Genomic DNA, 21,142 nt, shown 5'->3' with positions numbered 1-21,142 from the left:
CACCTTACGAGATCTTTTTTACTTATTTTCCAAATACACTAATTGATTCTTCCTCAGTTACAAGTAAACAATTAGCATATTACATGATTTAATATCCCAATAGCCAATTCAACTCTATTAATTCGGTTCGACCTTAATATCTCCCTTTTATTCCAAAAACTCAATAATCGTTTCACAGACTTTATCCATCTCCTCGATATCTGGGAAATGTCCACTATTTTCAAATATAACAAGTTTACCATTTTTCAATTGTCTCGTTATTCTATAACTCATTCCTACACCCGTGTTATAGTCATGCGCTCCAACTATGACACACGTATCAATTTCTAAACCTTTAATACGCTCAATAAGCGGTAAAGATGCTTTTGTTCCAAAAATAACTTTGCTCATCTTCCCTGTATTACTTAACTGACTTTCCTCCCAAAACCTTCTATTTAGCTTTGCAAATTCTTCATTTTTAAACAATAGTCGATCTACAGCTTTTGTATCAACTATACTCCAAACTTGATTATACCTTTCTTTTAAAGGAATTTCTGACTTACTTATTATCAATATTTGTTCTTTCATTTCCCCTTTCGTTACTTGTAGAAAACCTTCTATCTGCACAGTATACATATCATTAAAATCATCTAACGATGGTGCTTGTAATACCATTTGTTCAACATTTTTTGGATATTTCAAAGCATACTCTAAACAAAGTTGTCCACCAAAAGAATATCCTAACAAATTTATCTTCTCTACATGTAATTGCTTTCTTAATTCCTCTAAATCTTCGACTAGAGTATTGATTGAGTACTCACCGTCATCTTGTGGTGCCTCACTTCGTCCGCAACCTCTTTGTTCGTAATAAACTACAGTCATTTTTCCTTCTAACTTCAAACCAAGCGTTCTTTCGAATACATAATGATTACCACCTGGACCACCATGTACTATAATAAGAGGGACTGTATTATGAGCTGTCCCTGCAACTTTACACCAATGCATAATCCCATTGATTTTCAAATAGTGTATACCATCTTGCAACATTAACTGATTCATTTATCCTCTCTCCTCATCGCTCACTTATTACTATCTAAATGTATAAGTTCTGACTATTTACACTTTTTCCCTTTATATTCTTTAGACACTATCCTCATTTATATGAATAGCTTTCTTATTCAAAAATAGATTTTTAAAAATTCCTACTCCCACAATTAATAAACCTATACCAATTAATTTATTTATTTGTAATGGAATGCTCTCCATTCCAAATAATCCAAATGTATCAATGCATAACGCAACGACCAATTGAGTAATAAGACTAATTAGCACCGTATATGCTGGGCCTAAACTCTTTATTGCACCCATTATACAAATAATTAACCCGATACCAAACAACCCACTTACATAAAACAAATAATTTGCAGTATACACTTTAATGTTAATACTGTTTTCTGTAATGATATAAAATAGAATAGAACTAATGAGACCTATTCCAAGGACACATGTAGTTGTTAACCACTGTCCTACATTTTCATTTACTTTTGCATTAAAAACAGATTGTACGCTAATTAATATTCCTGCTAATATAGCTAAACTAAATCCAATCAAAATCTTCCTCTCCCTTTCATTGCTCATATATATTATCTTTAGCGACTTCCTTCATTCTAGAAAAATCTTTAATTACAATAACTCCATTACTCTTTTCAATTAGTTTTTCATTATAAAATCTTTGTAATACCCGAATTACGTGCCTATAACTTACCCCTATAAAATCTGCAATACTCGTTACCGAAGTTGCATTCAAATCCCCTTTATACATATTCCCGTTACTATCTGTTGAAATTGAAAGTAAATAACTAGCTACACGTACTTCTACAGGATACAGTAAATTAAGAGCAGTAAAACGAGTCGATATTTTTAACGTGTTCGCAATGTTTTCAAGCAAGAACTTCATAAATATAGGATCATGTAATAACTTGTTTCTAATAACCGTATTAGAAATAGAGATTGCTACAACATCTGAACAAGCTTCAACGACATTATGTGCTTTGCTATTTTGAATTAATTCAATATCACCAACAATGGCCAATGGATTAATAAAGCGAAGGATTAGTTTCTTCCCTTCAGGTGTAATCGTGTAAACTTTTACTTTACCTTTAACAACAAAATATAAACGATCCATTTCGTCATCTATATTGCAAATAAGCTCGCCTTTTTCAAAGTGATTTAATTGAAAATAAGCTGTATCTATTTCTGAAAAAATCTCGAGCGTTTTATTGATTCTCAAATAATGCGTAATTAAACTTGATCTATTCTCCATATTCATTTCTCCTTTCATTTACATATTAAATACAACAATACCTATAATCATTACTATTGTTCCCACAATATGATATCTCTCCATCTGTATCTTTTTTATATGAAACAGTCCTTTCATTTCAATAACTGTTGCAGTTAACAATTGAGCAACCATTAGTGTGCCAGCTGTCAATGTAACTCCTAGTGAATATATCGACATCGTTTCTGCACAAATAATGAGTCCACCAAATGCACCCGCTGCTAAATATACTTTTTTCACACTCTTTAAATCTGTTACTTTCTCTTCTTTCTTTAACAAAAATACAGTTGTTGCAATAATGAATCCAATTAAATGGGTTATAATACTCGTCGACCATATACCGATATGTGAACTAAGTTTCGCATTAAAGGTTCCTTGAAGTGTTATAAATATCCCCGCAAAAACAGCAAATAGAATACCTTTCAAAAAATCATCTCCTCATCCTTTATTTCTGACTTAATTAAAAACCATCATCCTATAATGGCAAAAGGACAAATGTCACATCACTATGAAAATAACTTGGAATAAAAAAAACACACCTCAAAAATGCGAGATGTGTTTTTTATTTGTATATAAGGTTTTATAAATGAAAATTACGCTACATTAAAAGATTTCTTTTTCATAACAAACTTTGCAAATAAGAAACGTACAAGCGGTCCCATAATAATTAATTGTAATGGATATGCCATTATGAAATTTTTAATATAAATCGAAAAATAAATTGAAACAAATGAATCTCCTTGTAGTCCACCATGTAAATGCATCATAGCCATACCGAAAAATGACATAAAGAACACCATTCCGATTACCATAGTTGTCGACATTGCAACGATAATATTTATTTTCTTAGATTTATCAAATGGCAACATGAATACAATTTTTTTCGCACAAGGTCCAACTATACTTATTTCAATTAATAGCGCAATAATAAAGCCAATTAATAGTTCTAATGCAATCTCTTTAATATAAATTGTTCCTCCTGTTTCATTCATTAGTAAATTGTAAAACGTCATTACGATAACCATTCCAAGGCACATCATCATGCCAAATTGGAGGTTTTCTTTTCTTGTTGTTGGCAAATTTCATCATCCTCTCTCTTTGAGTCTTTGTCATTATATTGACATTGGAACCCCCTTCGTAAGTGAACATTTTGTGAACAAATTTAAAACGTTTTCATGTATTTTCTTTACTTTCAACTCAAATTCTCACTTTTACTTATAAAGGTTTTATATATTTCAATGTTGAATTATTAAATTTAACATTGCATTACATTATTACTAGGAGGATAACCATGAATGAAACAGAATTTTACGCATATCACATCGTAACAAGGAAAAAAATGCATATCGGACAAATGATTCCTTTTAACAAAAATCAACACAATACTCTATATCACTTCTTTTTTGAAAGAGAACAATTAAATGCTAGTGGTGAAGATGGCATACAAATTTTAAATAAACACTATAAAAATAACGAATTACATATAAATAATGAAAATGCTAAAGTAGTCATGAGTTATATGAATCAAACAATTAGAGCAGCTAGAGAAACCATTGTAGAAATGGTTAGACTACAAGAATTCCCTGAATATCCTTCCAGGTTATCTTGTTTATACGCTGCAAAAAGCTATGAAGATGCTTTAAAATGGAAAGCATTATTTGATTCTTACAATCGAGAAGTTTTACAGATTGTTAAACTACGAGTAATCGGAAGTTCTTTTGAAGGTGACGGGAATCTTTTACCAAAAGAAGATGGTATTCCTTTTTCTCAAAAAATCGAACAAGCTAGAAAGTATTGGAAAGGAAATATTAGAAATGAACTTCCTGAGCTACTGATTAATGGAGAAATTGAAGTGGTGGAAATTATTGATGACTTCTCCTCAATTCATATTTAATTTCTAACTAAATCATATAGGATGGAGATTACAATGAAGAAAAAAGTGTACTTCAATCATGATGGCGGCGTAGATGATTTAATTTCATTATTTTTATTACTTCAAATGGAAAACGTTGAACTTACCGGTGTATCTGTTATCCCAGCAGACTGCTATTTAGAACCCGCAATGTCTGCAAGTCGTAAAATTATTGATCGCTTCGGCAAAGGTAATATTGCAGTAGCCGCTTCAAACTCTCGCGGGCAAAACCCGTTTCCAAAAGACTGGCGGATGCATGCATTTTATGTAGATGCTCTACCAATTTTAAATGAGTCTGGAAAAGTTGTAACACCCGTGGTGGCAAAACCCGCGAATCACCATTTAATAGAAACGCTTCTACAAACGGAAGGAAAAACAACTTTATTATTTACTGGGCCCCTAACTGACCTTGCTCGTGCATTATATGAAGCTCCCATAATCGAAGATAAAATTGAACGTCTCGTTTGGATGGGTGGTACATTTCTTACAGCAGGCAATGTACATGAACCAGAGCATGATGGAACAGCTGAGTGGAATTCGTTTTGGGACCCTGAAGCAGTGGCTCGTGTATGGGATGCAAAAATTAAAATCGACTTAGTGACACTAGAAAGTACAAACCAAGTTCCGTTAACTATAGACATACGTGAACAATGGGCAAAAGAACGAAAGTATATTGGTATGGATTTCCTTGGTCAATGCTATGCAATGGTTCCCCCTCTCGTTCACTTCTCAACGAACTCTACCTACTATTTATGGGATGTACTAACTACCGCGCTTGTCGGAAACACTAACCTTGCAAAAACTGAAACAATTAATAGTATTGTTCATACATACGGACCAAGCCAAGGACGTACAGAGGAAACTGCTGATGGACGACCTGTAAATGTCGTTTACGATGTAAAACACGATGTTTTCTTTGAATATATTACTAAATTAGCTAAAAAAGCTGCTACTTGAAACCTCAATAACACGAAAAAAATTTATTAAGAATGATATACTTTAATTAATATAACATGAGGTGATAAGATGGATTATGAGTTACTAAAAGAACGAATAGAAATTATAACTTCTAGAATTAAATACATAGGTGGTGAAGTTCAAGAAGTTTGTATAGATGAACCATCTTCCCTTGAACAAATAATCCAAGTAGAAGAAAAACTGGATATTAAACTACCAAATAGCTTCAAAAAAGTACTTTTAGAGTTCTCAGGAAATTTTAGCTTACGCTGGTTTTTATCTGACGATGTAGAGCTACCAAGTGAATTTACTGATATTTTTTGCGGAACACCCCACTGGAGTTTAGAAAGTCTTTCTAGATTCGAAAAAGAACGTAAAGACTTGGTTGACGAGTTTTTTTCAAATCTAGATGATGAATATGATGTAGTTTGGCACAACAAATTAGCATTTTGTGAAGTGGGAAATGGAGATTATTTAGCATTTGATATGAAAGATGATATAGATGCTCCAATAATTTACCTAAGCCACGACGATGGAGAAGGACATGGGTATAAGATTGCGAATAATTTCATTGAATTCATTGAGAATTGGTCAAGAGTAGCTTTTGTAGGATGCGAAGATTGGCAGTGGTTACCTTTCACTACCAGTTTTGAAAGTGGTATAAATCCAGATGATGAACCAGCCAAAAAATTTAGAAATTGCTTGGGACTTAATATTTAAAAGAGTATTGAATTAAATTTCAATACTCTTTTTGTGCAATTTAATTATATTTGATTAATGTAGTGTCTTACAGATTATTCATTTCATAACCATTGACAAAATACGTTATTGTTTCTAACTCATCTTCATTTAATTCTCTATCTAGTTCTTGTTTGTACGCTGCCTTTATCTTCTCTTCATCGCCCTTATGAGCTTCTGTATAAGTTCCTACTGCTTTTAACATGCGAATCTCTTGTAAAAACTCCTCTTGATTTATCGCTTCCCCATGAGAAAGAATATATGTCTCAGCATCAAATTTTTCTAATTCATCTATTAATGCAAACGTTCTTTTCGTCGTATAGTTCCACTTCGAGGAAAAAATATCTGCATATATACAGTCCCCTAAAAACAATATCTTTTCTTCTTTTATGTACATAACAACTGAATCATGTGCATGATCTCCGCCCACATGTTTTAACACGCATGTCACTTCACCAAGATCTAATTCCATTTGATTCTGGAACGTTAAGGTCGGAGGAATAATGTTAATATTTCTCGCTTTTTCTTCAAACTCTTTTTTTATGCAATCCGCACAAAATGCAATTTCAGTACCCTCTTTTACGCGTGCGTCCAAAGCTTCATCTGTCCATTCATAAGAAACAAGTGTACGTATCTCTTTTTTCGTTTCAGAATGTGCAATAGACAATGCATCTTGTAGTACAGGCAATCCAAAAATATGATCCCAATGCCAATGGGTTAGTGCTACGAAATCTGGATTCGATACATTTTGTTCTTTTAACATTTCTAAAAATAATTGTGCATGTTCTTCTGAATTCCCTGCATCAATCATTAACGTTTTTTCTTGTCCAACGACCATTCCTAAGATAGGTCTATCTGTTTCAGAAACAGGTGTCATATACCAAAATGAGTTTCCTATTTTTTTAATTTGTTGCATAACCAATTCCCCTTTTCATTTACTCACTTAAGTTTAATATATAGATTATAAAGAATCACTACTTTTTTCTCTATACTCAAACACAATTACTTGGACTATTCTAACTTTCCTTTTCGTAAGCTAAAAATAAGTGGAAGAATCGGAGTGTGATACTATGGAACGATTATGGATTCCAATGATTGTAACATTTTTTTCGTTCGGTGGATTACTATTAGGCGGTGCTGTTGGAGTAGCAACACGCCAACTCATTGAAGAAAAGATGCATCGTTTATACGCATTATGTGGCGGTATTTTGTTTGGGTTATTGTCACTTGAAATTATTCCTGAAACATTTTCAAGCTATGAAATGATTGGACCTATACTTGGTATAGCTATCGGTATTTTAGTTATGGGCTTATTAGATAACTATTGTCACCATCCAATGATACATAAAAAAGATCAACAAGCATGGCAAACCTTTCTTTTTCTCTCTTTCGCTATATTTATTCATAATATACCGAGTGGATTTGCGTTAGGTACAGCTTTTATAAATCATAATGACTCTGCCATTCCCTTTTTAATAGCAATCGTCGTTCACCATATTCCAGAAGGACTAGCTTTAATTATTCCATTTCTTTTTACAAAACATAAATATATTTCCTTTTTATTAACGACTTTATTACTTTCTCTTATTCTCGGTACTGGCACAGTTTTTGGCATTTTGATGGAAGGAAAAGCTCTTCACCTGCAAGGCCTCATTATGGGAAGTGCTATTGGTTCACTTGGATATGTCACAATTCATGAAATGCTTTGGAAAGCTAAGAAACAGCTCTCTTTCCTTACATTTCTAATGTGGGCAACTAGTGGTTTTTTACTAATAACAGTGTTCACTTTATTCGCTGGTCATCATTAAAGTTACTAAAGTGAAACTTTTGTTCCTCCCACACTGATTCTTAGATTACAAATAACCAGACAAATTTTCTTATTTGTATATTTTCCTTTTTATCCAAAACATAATGTTATCTACCTATTATAAGGAGGAACACTTATGTTTGGGAAAACAGCCGGTGAAGCATTAGTTGATTTATTAATTGACTGGGGAGTAGAACACATATACGATATGCCTGGAGATTCCATCAATTCTATCATTGAAGCTTTAAGAAAAAAACAAGATAAAATTAAATTCATTCAAGTTCGCCATGAAGAAGCTGGTGCATTAGCAGCGGCGGCCTATGCGAAATTAACAGGAAAACTTGGCGTTTGTATGGCAATTGCAGGACCTGGTGCTATTCATTCATTAAATGGTTTATATGATGCGAAACTCGATAAAGCCCCTGTTCTAGCAATTTCAGGTCAAGTAGAAACCGATTTACTTGGAACGGATTTTTTCCAAGAAGTAAATTTAGAAAGAATGTTTGATGATGTTGCGGTTTATAACCAGTGCATTATGTCAGCAGAACAGATACCTGCTGTCGTGAATCAAGCGATTCGAATGGCTTATACGAAAAAAGGGGGCTCTGTTCTTACAATTCCTGATGATGTTCCGAAATTCGAAGTAAAAAGTGGTGCTCGAGTTACAAATACTTCCTTTACATTACCTGTTTTATTTCCTCAAGAAGAAGATTTAGATGCTGCAAAACTCGCAATTAATGAAGCGAAAAAGCCTGTTATTTTAGCTGGAAAAGGTACGAAACATGCGAGAGAATCTTTACTTGCATTGGCAGAACATATTGGTGCTCCAATCGTACTTACATTGCCAGCTAAAGGAATTATTCCTGATGAACACCCTCTTTGTATTGGTGGATTAGGATTAATTGGCACGAAACCTTCTTATGAAGCAATGAAGCATGCAGATACTTTAATTATGGTCGGTACTTCTTATCCGTTCACCGGCTTCTTACCTGAAAAAGCAAAAACAATTCATATCGATACAGATCCTGCCCAAATCGGGAAACGTTATGCGACAGATATTGGTTTAGCTGGTGATGCTGATAAAACATTGCGATGGTTAATTGAAAATGTTGAAAAACACACAGACCATTCCTTCTTAGAACATCACCAAGAAATGATGAAAAAGTGGGAAGAAAAATTACACGAGCAAGAAGAAGATTCTTCTATTCCAATTAAACCACAACGCGTTATGCATGCTCTGCAGCAAGTAGCACATGATGACGCAATTCTATCAGTCGATGTCGGAAATGTAACAGTATGGACCGCAAGGCACTTCCGTATGACAAACCAGCAATTTGTTATTTCTAGCTGGCTCGCAACACTTGGTTGCGGTTTACCTGGTGCTCTTGCTGGAAAAATTGCATTCCCGGATAAACAAGTATTTGCAGTTTGTGGTGATGGCGGATTTGGAATGACGATGAATGACTTCGTAACAGCTGTAAAATATAAATTACCAATCGTTGTCGTCGTATTAAACAATAATAAAATTGCGATGATTAAATTCGAGCAAGAAGTTATGGGTAATATCGAATTCGAAACAGACTTAACGAACCCTGATTTTGCAAAATATGCAGAGGCGTGTGGAGGTATTGGATACCGTGTTGAGAATTTAGATGAACTACTTCCCGCTTTCGAAAATGCAGTAAAACAAAATAAACCATGTATTATTGATGTAGTTGTAGATGCTAACGAAGCACCAATGCCAGCAAAAATCACATTTGGTCAAGCCGCTGGTTATACGAGGCATATGATAAAAGAATTATTTGAAGAAGGTAAGATTGATTTACCACCACTTTAAGCGAAAAAAGATAGCTGAAAACAATTTGTCTTCAGCTATCTTTTTTATTTTTGTATCTCTCTATAAAAAGAAAAATCATCCATAGTTGGTTGTACTCGTTTCTCTACTTGTAATTCTTTACTTTCCCTCTCTAGCTTTCTCACATTTCCTAACTTAATCGCATCTTGCATGCTATTACTAATTAGATTTCCAGCTAAAATTGTCATACTATAAAAAGCAATCGGTATAAGTACAATCCATGTATGAGTAGTTAAATGACGGAAGTTTTGACCAATTAGGCCGGTCCATTCTTTTGTTACACTATCTGCCTCTGTACCAAAGATAATTGTTCCACCAAAAAATAACTCTAACAAGCCAAGATGCAAGAGAAGTAATAAAGTACTCACAAATTGTTGAGCAACAAGTAAAAAAAATGATGGTAATACGTGTGGCCATACGTGATTTTTCACTCTATGCCATTTACTGCCCCCAAGCACAGTTGCTGCCATCATAAATTCTTCTCTTTTTATCCGACGGACTTCCTGCGCTGTATATAACATAATTGTTGGTACCGCTAAACATGTAAGGATAACCATTTGAAATATTACCCTTAAATGAAACGGCTCTGGTACTGTCCCATTTTCAAACACTAAAACTTCCTTTAACACAAAAAAAGAGATCATAACCATAGGTACAATGCTGAACGGATCAAAAAAAGATGCTATAACTGGAAAAGAACGTTTGCTATACATACCAAGAAGCAAACCAATACCTCCTCCAACTATAACTCGTAGAATCGCTATAATTACGCTCGCACCAACTGTCCATTTCGCTCCTTCTATTATTAGCTGGAAAAGATCGCATCCTTTCTCATCACTACCGAACCAAAATTTATTCGACGGTGAAAATGGAGCAGCCTCTAGTTCTCCTTTTTCGTTATACATCATCGTAAGTTCACGGATATTCCCATCGAAAAATAAAGTATTTCCAATACTAATAATCATAAGTACGCTTAAAAAAGTAACACCAAACCAAAATCTCACATCTCTTTTTACAACTTGCCACATGCTAAACACGCTCCTTTATTACATTTTGTAAAAACGTATGTAATAAACGAAATAGTATAAAAAGCGGTACGTATAATATAATTAAACTTACTGTAAATATTTCTAATTTCGAATTTTCTTTTACAAAAACAAACATACCGTACGTATTAAATATCCATTCAATAATATATAAATTTGATAACATAAATAAAATATTTGTTTTTGCATAATAGATTGTTGTTAACAAAACATTTCTTGAAATATGATTTGTTAAAATATGTCGTAAACTAAGCCCTTTACTTTTAGCAAATATACTATAATCTTTCTCTAATTCTTCTCTGAAACGTAATAGTAGTAGCTTAATAAATAATAGTGTTGTAGGCAAAGTTAGACATATTATTGGCAATAGGCGAGCCCTTTCCTCCCCAATCCCCGCTAGTTTTACTGGCATAAAGCCTGTCTTTTGAAAGATTATTACGACTAGAAGTTGCGATAATAAAATTATTAAAATATCTGGGATGCTTTCAAGTACGACAAAAATCCCATTCCACATTCGTTGCTTTGATTGAGACCGTTGTAATACCCACACAACGAGAACATACGCAATAAGTAATGACAGTAAAAATGCCGAAATAAATACAAACATTGTCTCTAAATAATGAATCCATATTTGCGGAAATAATTTCCTCGAATCTCGAAATCCATATGTAATTTCCCAAGGTTGGAGTAACTTTCCTCCAATAAACACAATCGTGTTCCAAAAACCAATTAAATCAATTTGTAATCCCTTAAATAATCGAGGGAGCGCACCTAAACAGATTATACATAGAATTGTAGCGAATAATTGTAAACAAGTAATCCCACACCACTTAGCAGTTCGCATCAACATAACTATCACCCCTTTAAAAAAGAATATTCAGAAAAAACAAACCTCTTCAACCATACCTTGAATTCGCTTTTTCCCACTTAGTAAAATAGCTTGGAATAAACACGTAAGAAAAAATAATCAACCAAACACGATAAATCCCAAAAGTAATTTTTTAAAAGTTTCATTTAGGTATATATACCTAATCCCTTCTTTAAACTCTGTTATTAACATCTTCAAATTAACTTCTTTCCATTTTGTTCTACCATTTGGTAAACAAACTTTTTCTGGAATGGAGATTGTTTGAATCAAAATACCACTCATAATAAAAGTGAGCGTATTTACTAAAATGCTCCCGTAAATTCCAAAAGTTCAGTACACCATCGTTGCAATTCCTACACCAAATAAAGCATACAAACTATTTACCATTTGATTAATACCCGCTGCTGCACCATATTGGTCTGATTCAACTACTCCCTGTATCATCGATTGTTCTGATGGAGAGAAAAATTGTATACATGCATTTTCCAAAAATAAAAATATAAAGACAAGTATAATCATCCCGTAATAAAGCGAAATTAGGATTCCAATATTACAGAGCGAACAACATATGTTACTTACTGTACAAATACGTTGTCTATCAAATCGATCCACTACTGTCCCTACTAATAGAAAAAAGATTAATGCAGGTAATGCAATCATAATTTTTGTCATCGTTGCGTAAACTGGTTGTTTTCCGTATTGATCTAACAAGTAAAACATTAAAGAAATTCCAGCAATCATAGAACCGAGTCGCTCTAAAATATTTGCTAGAAAAAACGTGCATACACTTTGTTGCGAAATAACTGTAGCATTTCTTTCATACTTCGTATCCTTCCTCTCGACAAAATAGTATTATTTTAGTCATTTCTTGGAAGTTACATTATATTTTTCGACCATTATCCAATCTTTTCCTTCTTTATAAAAAACATAAAAAAGAGCCCCTATTTTCAAAACAAGGACTCTTTTCATAAAATAAAACTTTAATCAGCCCTCACCAATCGGGCTGCCCGGCAAATAGCAGGATAAACTATTTAGCTACCTCTTCTTTCGGCATTACCATACCTTTATAAAGTTGAACAGTTATCCAGTAATAGATGAAATAAATGACTAAGAATATCCCAATTGGCACCCACACTTTTACAAACGGGTCAACTAATATAAAGCTGAATAAGTTAAGCCCTACTAAAACGTGAGAAATGCCAATGATTGCTGGGAAGATAAATAAATATGAAATTTCTTTATATATACTTTTCGTTAACATACTGCGTCTCACACCAATTTTTCGTAACATTTCATAACGGCGTATGTCGCGAGAAGCACCTGTTAATATCTTGAACATAAGGGAACTTGCCATCATTGCTAAAAAGGCAATTCCGAGGAAAAATCCCATAAACATTGTTCCGCTCATGAAGCTGTTCATAAACTGATAAATTGTCATTTTCGTAAATAAGTCTACCTTTTCACCTGTTGCTTTTTCAATTTGTGCTTTTTGTCTCTTGTCTATTTCGATCAATAACGGTTTATATTTTTTCATATCATCTACTTTTGCTAATGTTACAGTGTGTTCTGTTCCTTGAATTCCTTTATAATGCTCTTCGTCTGCAATTCTTACTGGTTTTCCGTTAAATTGATTATGCGTAATTTGTATCTCTCTTACAACTGCGTCTTCCCAATCCTTTGGCATACGAGGGAATTTTGCTAATTCAGGAGCCTCTAAAGCTGAATATACAGGTTCTGTTAAAGGTTCAGTCACACGTTTACGAACAGGCTCTTTTAACGTTTTTGTATCAAAATGGTCTGAAACAAGTGGTGGTTTCGCAGTTAAGTCGTTACGTAAATAATAAACGGCTTCTCCATCTACTTTATATTTGTACTTGCTTTCTTCAACAATTTCCATTTCTTTTAAGGCAGCTTTGTCTTGATCATTCGGATCATGAATTACAACATCATATACACGAGAAAAGTCTGTCATAATACCTACATTTTTTTGGAAAGCCATACCTGCCGTCATCGCACCTGCGCCTAATGCAATTAACATCGCTACAGTACCTAATACTCTCGATAAACTATTTACTCGAAAGCGTAGCTGTGCATATGTAAAACTATTTAGACCAGTTTCATTTCGTTTTTTATTCCCCTTAATTTTCATCACAAAAAATGGGAGTAATGAACTAAAGATAAAATATGTTCCAAGTGTTGTAACGATGGTTGCTATAATAAAACCTAATTCAGCATATATTTTTACATTGATCATAAAATAGTACCCTATACTTACTAGTAATACACCAAGTACTGTCATTATAATAATGCGAGTTTTACTTTTCTTCACTTCATCTAGTGTTTCATCTTCACGAATTAACTCTAGTTCAGTTTTACGTAACAATCGGACACTGTTCATTAAGCCAGTAATGAAAAATAGTATTAAGAAGAAAATAGCTGTAACTAAAATTGCTGGTGTGTATACAGATGCATAACTACCTTTTGCTGAAATTTCCATTCCATTCATTAAAAAGTTTCCTGCTACACTTGCAAGTAACATCCCTACTAAAATACCGATAATAATACTGACAATACCCATACCGAATGTTTCAATAAATAATAACTGTGCTACTTTTTTCTTTTTTGCACCAAGCATCATGTACATACCGAGTTCTTTTCTTCTTAACGTGAGTAAGAAAGAGTTGGCATATATAATATAAAATACAGTAATGAAAGATAATAGTATTGCACCTACCCAAAAGACGAGTCTAATACTACTAATTAGGCTATTATCTTTCGTAAATTCGCTATTCATCGCCATCGTTTGGAACATATAGAAAATACTAATACTAATAACGAGGCCAATAAGTAAAACCATATAATCTTTTAACATTTTTTTCATACTATGACGTGATAATTTAAATAACATAGTTTCGCCCCCTACTTAGACTCAGCAGCTGAGCCCATATGAGCGAGCACACCTAAAATGTCTTGATAGAAATTCTCTCTAGTGCCTTGACGATTTAATTCTTTATAAAGAAGACCATCTTGAATAAATAAAATACGCTCACAATAACTTGCACTAAATGCATCATGTGTAACCATCAAAATACTTACATTGTGATTTTCATGTAAATCTTGCATTGCTTCTAATAAACTTTTTGCGTTTTTACTATCAAGCGCACCTGTCGGTTCATCTGCTAATACAATTGCTGGATTATGTACTAAAGCTCTTGCCGCCGCTGTTCTTTGCTTTTGTCCACCAGAAACAGCAGTTGGATATTTTGTTAAAATTTCAGTAATTCCTAATTTCTTCGCAACGTCATTTACCTTTCCAGTAATCTCACTTGATGGTACGCCTTGCAGAGAAAGTGGTAAAGCTATATTTTCATAAATTGATAAGTTTTCTAGTAGATTAAAATCTTGAAAAATGAAACCTAATTTTTGAGAGCGAAAATCAGATAACGCATTGCCCTTCATAGAAGTAATATTTGTACCAGCTATCGTCACACTACCACCTGTCGCTTGGTCAAGTGTACTTATCACATTAAGTAAAGTCGTTTTTCCAGACCCAGAAGGACCCATAATCCCGACAAATTCTCCTTCTTTAATACTTAACGATACACCCCTTAATGCTTTTGACTGATTCTCATTTCTTTTTCCATACGTTTTTTCTACACTTTCTACAGTAACTACATTTGTTGACATCTCATTCACTCCATCCCTTTTGTATAAAATTAATTTCTCACATATTTCTTATTATTTTGTCATGTAAATCCTTAAGATTTTTTTAATTATTCATTCAATAAGAGTTACACCTGTAACATGAACCTATTTCCTACTTCATATTCTCATTTTTCTACAACTCGTTCCCTCGATTTCGCTTACATTTACCTTACATTTTTGTAAGATAAAAAAGAAAACACACTAATTTCTAATAGTGTGTTTTCTTTACAATCAATATTTTCTATTCTTTATTTCTTCTTCAATAGTTGCCACAAATACATCTAGTGCAATAACTTCTGACTTCTCTTCCCCATATTTACGTACATTTACAGCTCCGTTTTCCATTTCCTTATCTCCAATAACAAGAACATACGGTACTTTTTGCATTTGTGCTTCTCTTATTTTATATCCTAATTTTTCATCTCGTGCATCTTGTTCAACACGAACTCCAGCTTGTGCTAATTTAAGTGCAATCTCATTGGCATATTGTTCATGTACTGCATTTGAAACTGGAATTACTTTCACTTGAACTGGTGCCACCCATGCCGGGAACGCACCTCCAAAGTGCTCAATTAATATTGCTAAGAAGCGATCTAATGACCCTAAAACTGCCCTGTGAATAACAACTGGTCTTTTCTTTTCATTATTTTCATCTATATAATTTAAATCAAATTTCTCTGGCATTTGGAAATCAAGCTGGATTGTTCCGCACTGGTGACTTCTATTTAAAGCATCTTTAATATGAAAATCAATTTTCGGCCCGTAAAATGCACCGTCACCTTCATTTAGTCTATATTTATAATTTAGCGATTGTAATACATTTTCTAATGCTGCTTCTGCTTGCTCCCATAATTTATCATCACCCATTGAGTCTTCTGGACGAGTAGAAAGCTCTACTTCATATTCGAATCCAAAAGTTTTATATACGTAATCAATTTGCGCCATTACGGATTTGATTTCATTTTCAATTTGTTTTGGAGTTACAAATAAATGTGCATCATCTTGGCAGAAAGTACGTACTCTTAATAATCCGTTTAACGCACCACTAAATTCATGGCGATGTACTTGACCGAATTCACACATACGAATCGGTAATTCACGATAAGAATGCAATTTATTTTTAAACATAAGCATGTGCCCTGGACAGTTCATCGGTTTTAATGCAAAACTTTTATTATCTACTTCAGAGAAATACATATTATCTTTATAATGTCCCCAGTGCCCTGATCTCTCCCATACTTCTTGGTTCATCATGAACGGAGTGCGTACTTCTTGATAATTGTACTCTTTTTGAATTTCTCTTAAAAATGCTTCCAATTCGTTACGAATCATTTGTCCTTTCGGTAAATAAAACGGCATTCCCGGAGCCTCTTCAGAAAACATAAATAACTCAAGCTCATTGCCTAACTTACGATGATTTCTTTTTGTTGCTTCTTCAACGAAATGTAAATACTCTTCTAATTCTTTTTGAGAAGAGAATGCAACACCATATATGCGCTGAAGCACTTGGTTATTACTATCACCTCGCCAATATGCACCGGAAACGTGAGTTAATTGAAATGATTTCAAATAACCTGTTGATGGTAAATGTGGCCCTCTACATAAATCTACAAATTCACCTTGTTTATATAGTGTTACACTTTCCCCACTAGGAATTGCTTCTAAAAGTTCTAATTTCAAGCGATCGTTCATTTCTTGAAACAGTTTTGCTGCTTCTTCTCGAAAAACCTCAACTCGTTCTATCTTTATATTTTCATTTATAATCTTTTTCATTTCTTTTTCGATTTTTCGTAAATCTTCTACGTTTACACTACTTGGAAGATCCATATCATAATAAAATCCATTTTCAATAACAGGCCCCACCCCAAGATTTATATCACCATACATTCTTTTTACAGCTTGCGCTAAAATATGTGCCGCAGAGTGTCTTGTAATTTCTACACCTTCATTTGAATCTATAGTAATGATTTCTACCTCCGCATTTTCTTCAATCTTTCGGCGTAAATCATATAACCCATCATTCACTTTCCCCGCGACTGCTTTCTTTTTCAAACTACTGCTAATGGATCCCGCAATTTCTTCTAAAGTAATTCCTTTTACAAATTCTTTCACGCTACCATCTGGAAATTTAATTTCAATCATTTGTTCTTTCATTTTTCATCTCTCCATTTCATAATAAAAAGCACACTCATCCCTAACATAGGGACGAGCGTGCTTTTACCCGTGGTTCCACCCAGATTCCCATCACAAAATGCAATGGCTTCTTTTACGGTAACGTCGTTTATACGGCACTAGATACTTAATTTCCCCAGTGCAACTCTAAGGTGGTAAGTTATTTTTCTGCGTTAGGAAGTTCTCAGCTTTCCTTCCTTCTCTGTATAACCGGGTAAAATAACTCGTGTCCTTTTCTTCGCTTATTATGAAATTGAATGCAAAAAAGCATATTCATCCCTAAATATAGGGACGAATATGCTTATATCCGTGGTTCCACCCAGATTCCCATCACAAAAAACATAATGGCTTCTTTTGCGATAACGTCGCATACACGGCACTAGATACTTAATTTCCCTAGTGCAGCTCTAAGGTGGTAAGTTATTTTTCTGCGTTAGGAAGTTCTCAGCTTTCCTTCCTTCTCTGTATAACCGGGTAAAATAACTCGTGTCCTTTTCTGTGCTTTTTGTAAAACATCCATTTATTGTTATTTAATATATCTTATTCATTTTATTTTTGCAAGTGTTTAAAAAAATTATTTATTTAATTAAAAAAGTGAAACCAAATTTTTTTGGTTTCACTTCACAATTTTACCAATCTTGTGGTTCGTAATTTAAGTCTGCAAATAGACGTCTTTTCTCTTTCTTTGTTAAATCTCTCCACTGCCCAACCGGTAAATTATTCAATTCAATATTCATAATTCTCGTACGTTTTAACGTGTATACTTGATAACCTAAAGCTTCACACATACGGCGAATTTGACGATTTAGCCCTTGTGTTAAAATAATTTGGAACTCATATTTTGATAACTGTGTAACCTCACAAGGAAGCGTTTTTGTTCCTAAAATTTTAACACCCGCTGCCATTTTCTCTAAGAAATCAGGTGTAATTGGCTTATCTACTGAAACGATATATTCTTTCTCATGTTTGTTTTCAGCACGTAAAATTTCATTAACAATATCACCATCATTCGTTAACAAAATTAAACCGTCTGAGTCTTTATCAAGACGTCCAATGTGACTAATTCGTAAAGGATGGTTCACTAAATCGATAATATTACCTTTTACAGCTTTTTCACTCGTACATGTAATACCTACTGGTTTATTTAAAGCGATATATACGTGATCTCGAGCAATTCGAAGCTGCTCTCCATTTACTCGTACATCATCACCTGGGTTCACTTGGTCACCAATTTTTGCAACCTTACCGTTAATAATTACTCTTCTCTCATTAATTAGTTTATCCGCTCCACGTCGAGACGCTTTTCCAGCTTCACTAATAAATTTATTGATACGCAAATTAGGCACATCCTTTTCTAAAAAAATTTCAAGCTCACACTGCTTCTACCGTACAATACAAAAGGGTAAGCCTCCTATTATAACTTAAATATATTAACATGAAAGGGTATATAACGTCTTCTATTAATTACTTGTTTATAAGAAAATATCTTTATTATACATTCATTTATACACTTTTTCAGCGTTTAATATACAAGCCATTCTTCCTTACATACAGCTTGTTTTCCTTTTATCTCTTCTATATCTTCATGAATATTAGCTAATTTATATAAATCTGGGAAAATCTCTTCCACATAATTTTGATGCGTCTGTTCATCTTTCCAATATGTTAACACTATGTAACGATTTTCATTTTTTAAAGACTTCCCAACTACTCCACCTAACATTCCTTTTGCTTTTTCCATTCCTTTATTCCAAATTGTTTCTTGCTTCTGTAAAAAATACTTTTCCTTTTCCACCTTTACATCACATATAGCAACTCTTACGAATGATCCTTCTGTAACAACGTCTTTCAAATGCGTATCAGTTATATCATACAACGTTTGAAATAATTCAATTTCACACGAAAGAAACGTATCCTCTTGATTACTATTTAAATAAATTGTATCGTGAGCACCATTCATAAATGATTGATATGTACTTCTATCTTCCCATAAAGTAAATACACATGCCTCATCTTCATACCATCCACCAAATTGTCCATGAAAACCATCTAGATGCCGTATATCACTCCATTTTTCTTGCGCATTTGAAAACAATTTCTTTTTCTCTTCTTCCACCTTACAGTAGATTGTTTTTAGTAACATTTTTAATTCCCCCTTTAGCATATAATTTATCTTCTTCTCACAATAATTAGTTCACATAATATTTTTATAATCACCCTAATACTCTTTATAGGCATATAGAACTAATCATATTTATCACTACATCTATCAAAACATCTATCGAATTTAATTTCAAATGATTCAGAATAAAAAAAGATGTAACTCTTAATGAATTACATCTTTAGCTAATCTCCCTTATTCATCTTTTTCTCAAATAAATAATACGTAATTTCTCCCGGATAATGTACTACTGCTACCTTCCTTTCCCCTTTTTTAAAACTAACAGTATGCCCGTTTTCCCCTAAGTTCTCCCATCCATTTGCTTTTGTAATAGGCATTACACTTATATATTGATAGTCCTCTTCATTATCATCGTTAATATAGATTGCTGACATTGGCACTGGAAAATCTTTAATTTTAGATTCTTTGTCTACACATATGAGTGCAAATAAACCAACTAATAACATAGCCATTGAAATACTTAAAACCAGTTTTCTTCTATTCATTTTCACTAAAAACCCTCTCTTCTCGCATATAACTTTCATCATTTTACTAAATTTAATTATTCATGTATAGAAAAGACATAATTCAAATTATTTCTAACCTATTTTCTCTACTTTAAACAACATTATTGTTATATATTATAATTATAAGTTTTTAAATTTTGGAGGCGTTACATATTGCAGAAATTACTTTTTACTAAATGGACAGTTGTTATTTCTATTTTCATCATTTTCGGTACGATTTTCTATGTTACTAATGTTAAAAATAACAACGAAAAAGCAACTGTAGAAACAGCGGAGACAAAAACTTTCAAAACGAAATTACAACCTAAAATTCATGAATTGACTACTCATTATAATGACATCATCGAAAAAGATTGGTTACCTGCCTGGGAAGAGATTAACACGAATGGAGATTCAGTAGATCGAAATAAACTATTAGTTACAATGAGTGCTGTTTCCAAACAGTACGAAACAATTATGAACGAAATAGACACGCTTAAAATTGAAGAAAACATAACAGATATAGATATACAAAAACAACTACTTCAATTCACAACTCAGTTTAAATCCGCATCAAATTTCATGAAAAATGCAGCAAATTTGATTATAGACGGAGCAAATAACTCTACTTCAACCAATGAAACTATTGAAAAAACAAAACAAGCTTTAGGACTTGCGGATCAACATATTGTCATCGCTTTATCTACTTTAAATGAAGTTGAAGATAAATTAGGACTTACAAAAAAATAAAACTATTTACTATTTTAAAATAAAAAATGATTGCAATTCACAATTTGTATGTCTATAATGTTTTTATTGATTTACAATCAATGTGTTTATAAATTTTATAATTCGGATGAACCATTCAGGAGAAGGTCTATTGATCTACCGACGGGGCAAAAAGTTGTTATACCAACTTTGAAACTCTCAGGTCTTGGTTACAAGTAGAACTGCATGGGGACGAATCTCTGGAGAGACTCCCTCTCGCTTTCATAGAGCGCGGAGGAAAACGAGCACCGAAGGAGCAAATCCGCTACTTTAGCGGATAATCTCTCAGGTAAAAGGACAGAGACAAGCGAAAGAAAAAGCCGATTG

At 33.3% G+C, this 21,142-nt stretch carries 20 protein-coding genes, 1 pseudogene, 1 riboswitch and 1 other annotated feature; of the genes and pseudogenes, 6 read left to right on the top strand and 15 right to left on the bottom strand.

The features are described 5' to 3' along the window. Positions 1-147: 147 nt before the first annotated feature. From V7S45_RS11525 to V7S45_RS11505, 5 genes are all read right to left on the bottom strand, one after another. Entirely contained in the window at positions 148-1,038 is an 891-nt protein-coding gene (locus tag V7S45_RS11525; protein WP_088345771.1) for an alpha/beta fold hydrolase, read from the bottom strand. Positions 1,039-1,119: 81 nt separating this feature from the next. Then, positions 1,120-1,590, bottom strand: a complete 471-nt coding sequence (locus tag V7S45_RS11520) for a DMT family transporter (RefSeq protein WP_342761817.1) — start codon at positions 1,588-1,590, stop codon at positions 1,120-1,122. A 16-nt stretch (positions 1,591-1,606) separates the two neighbouring features. Continuing rightward, positions 1,607-2,302 (bottom strand): Crp/Fnr family transcriptional regulator, encoded by a 696-nt coding sequence (locus tag V7S45_RS11515; RefSeq protein ID WP_025689651.1) that lies wholly within the window; start codon positions 2,300-2,302, stop codon positions 1,607-1,609. An 18-nt stretch (positions 2,303-2,320) separates the two neighbouring features. Beyond that, on the bottom strand, positions 2,321-2,746 hold the full coding sequence (locus V7S45_RS11510) for a DMT family transporter (RefSeq protein ID WP_000676262.1): 426 nt from the start codon (positions 2,744-2,746) through the stop codon (positions 2,321-2,323). A gap of 167 nt (positions 2,747-2,913) precedes the next feature. Then, positions 2,914-3,399, bottom strand: coding sequence for a DUF2798 domain-containing protein (locus tag V7S45_RS11505; RefSeq protein WP_342761816.1), 486 nt, complete (start codon positions 3,397-3,399; stop codon positions 2,914-2,916). A gap of 212 nt (positions 3,400-3,611) precedes the next feature. Here V7S45_RS11505 and V7S45_RS11500 point away from each other — a divergent pair, with 212 nt between their 5' ends. The 3 genes from V7S45_RS11500 (at position 3,612) to V7S45_RS11490 (ending at position 5,909) form a co-directional block, all read left to right on the top strand. Further along, the gene (locus V7S45_RS11500; RefSeq protein WP_086402013.1) at positions 3,612-4,214 is read left to right on the top strand and encodes a DUF2441 domain-containing protein; all 603 of its coding nucleotides are present in this window, start codon (positions 3,612-3,614) and stop codon (positions 4,212-4,214) included. A gap of 21 nt (positions 4,215-4,235) precedes the next feature. After that, entirely contained in the window at positions 4,236-5,189 is a 954-nt protein-coding gene (locus tag V7S45_RS11495) for a nucleoside hydrolase (RefSeq protein WP_342761815.1), read from the top strand. Between the two features lie 69 nt (positions 5,190-5,258). Beyond that, positions 5,259-5,909, top strand: coding sequence for an SMI1/KNR4 family protein (locus tag V7S45_RS11490; RefSeq protein WP_025689659.1), 651 nt, complete (start codon positions 5,259-5,261; stop codon positions 5,907-5,909). 67 nt (positions 5,910-5,976) lie between these two features. Here the strand turns inward: V7S45_RS11490 and V7S45_RS11485 are convergent, their stop codons facing one another. Beyond that, positions 5,977-6,843, bottom strand: coding sequence for an MBL fold metallo-hydrolase (locus V7S45_RS11485; RefSeq protein WP_342761814.1), 867 nt, complete (start codon positions 6,841-6,843; stop codon positions 5,977-5,979). 154 nt (positions 6,844-6,997) lie between these two features. Here V7S45_RS11485 and V7S45_RS11480 point away from each other — a divergent pair, with 154 nt between their 5' ends. Next, complete coding sequence (locus tag V7S45_RS11480; protein ID WP_000440615.1) at positions 6,998-7,735, top strand: ZIP family metal transporter; 738 nt, start codon at positions 6,998-7,000, stop codon at positions 7,733-7,735. A gap of 135 nt (positions 7,736-7,870) precedes the next feature. Continuing rightward, complete coding sequence (locus tag V7S45_RS11475) at positions 7,871-9,571, top strand: pyruvate oxidase (RefSeq protein WP_342761813.1); 1,701 nt, start codon at positions 7,871-7,873, stop codon at positions 9,569-9,571. Between the two features lie 44 nt (positions 9,572-9,615). Here V7S45_RS11475 and V7S45_RS11470 read toward each other — a convergent pair whose 3' ends face one another. From V7S45_RS11470 to V7S45_RS11430, 9 genes and pseudogenes are all read right to left on the bottom strand, one after another. Next, on the bottom strand, positions 9,616-10,617 hold the full coding sequence (locus V7S45_RS11470; protein WP_342761812.1) for an ABC transporter permease subunit: 1,002 nt from the start codon (positions 10,615-10,617) through the stop codon (positions 9,616-9,618). Between the two features lies 1 nt (position 10,618). After that, positions 10,619-11,485: an ABC transporter permease subunit gene (locus tag V7S45_RS11465; protein ID WP_000929107.1), complete on the bottom strand. Its 867-nt coding sequence runs from the start codon at positions 11,483-11,485 to the stop codon at positions 10,619-10,621. Between the two features lie 120 nt (positions 11,486-11,605). Next, positions 11,606-12,324 (bottom strand): annotated as a pseudogene (locus V7S45_RS11460) (MFS transporter); the annotation flags it as partial. Positions 12,325-12,530: 206 nt separating this feature from the next. Then, entirely contained in the window at positions 12,531-14,411 is a 1,881-nt protein-coding gene (locus V7S45_RS11455; RefSeq protein WP_000897854.1) for an ABC transporter permease, read from the bottom strand. Positions 14,412-14,422: 11 nt separating this feature from the next. Next, positions 14,423-15,190 (bottom strand): ABC transporter ATP-binding protein, encoded by a 768-nt coding sequence (locus V7S45_RS11450; protein ID WP_000106426.1) that lies wholly within the window; start codon positions 15,188-15,190, stop codon positions 14,423-14,425. Between the two features lie 249 nt (positions 15,191-15,439). After that, the gene (gene thrS, locus V7S45_RS11445) at positions 15,440-17,362 is read right to left on the bottom strand and encodes a threonine--tRNA ligase (RefSeq protein WP_025689671.1); all 1,923 of its coding nucleotides are present in this window, start codon (positions 17,360-17,362) and stop codon (positions 15,440-15,442) included. Between the two features lie 302 nt (positions 17,363-17,664). Next, positions 17,665-17,888, bottom strand: a binding site (T-box leader). 121 nt (positions 17,889-18,009) lie between these two features. Beyond that, on the bottom strand, positions 18,010-18,717 hold the full coding sequence (rluF, locus tag V7S45_RS11440; RefSeq protein WP_001222162.1) for a 23S rRNA pseudouridine(2604) synthase RluF: 708 nt from the start codon (positions 18,715-18,717) through the stop codon (positions 18,010-18,012). A gap of 185 nt (positions 18,718-18,902) precedes the next feature. Further along, positions 18,903-19,523 carry a YdbC family protein gene (locus tag V7S45_RS11435; RefSeq protein WP_025687526.1) on the bottom strand — a complete coding sequence of 207 codons (621 nt, stop codon included), beginning with the start codon at positions 19,521-19,523 and terminating at the stop codon, positions 18,903-18,905. 203 nt (positions 19,524-19,726) lie between these two features. Beyond that, the gene (locus V7S45_RS11430) at positions 19,727-20,089 is read right to left on the bottom strand and encodes a hypothetical protein (protein WP_342761811.1); all 363 of its coding nucleotides are present in this window, start codon (positions 20,087-20,089) and stop codon (positions 19,727-19,729) included. A 132-nt stretch (positions 20,090-20,221) separates the two neighbouring features. Here V7S45_RS11430 and V7S45_RS11425 point away from each other — a divergent pair, with 132 nt between their 5' ends. Further along, positions 20,222-20,797: a hypothetical protein gene (locus V7S45_RS11425; RefSeq protein WP_033696325.1), complete on the top strand. Its 576-nt coding sequence runs from the start codon at positions 20,222-20,224 to the stop codon at positions 20,795-20,797. A gap of 208 nt (positions 20,798-21,005) precedes the next feature. Continuing rightward, a riboswitch (glycine riboswitch) is annotated at positions 21,006-21,126 on the top strand. The last annotated feature ends 16 nt before the right edge of the window (positions 21,127-21,142 follow it).

The sequence above is a fragment of the Bacillus sp. BR3(2024) genome (assembly GCF_039134555.1).
Taxonomy (GTDB): domain Bacteria; phylum Bacillota; class Bacilli; order Bacillales; family Bacillaceae_G; genus Bacillus_A; species Bacillus_A cereus.
This window is presented reverse-complemented; position numbering and strand designations above follow the sequence as displayed.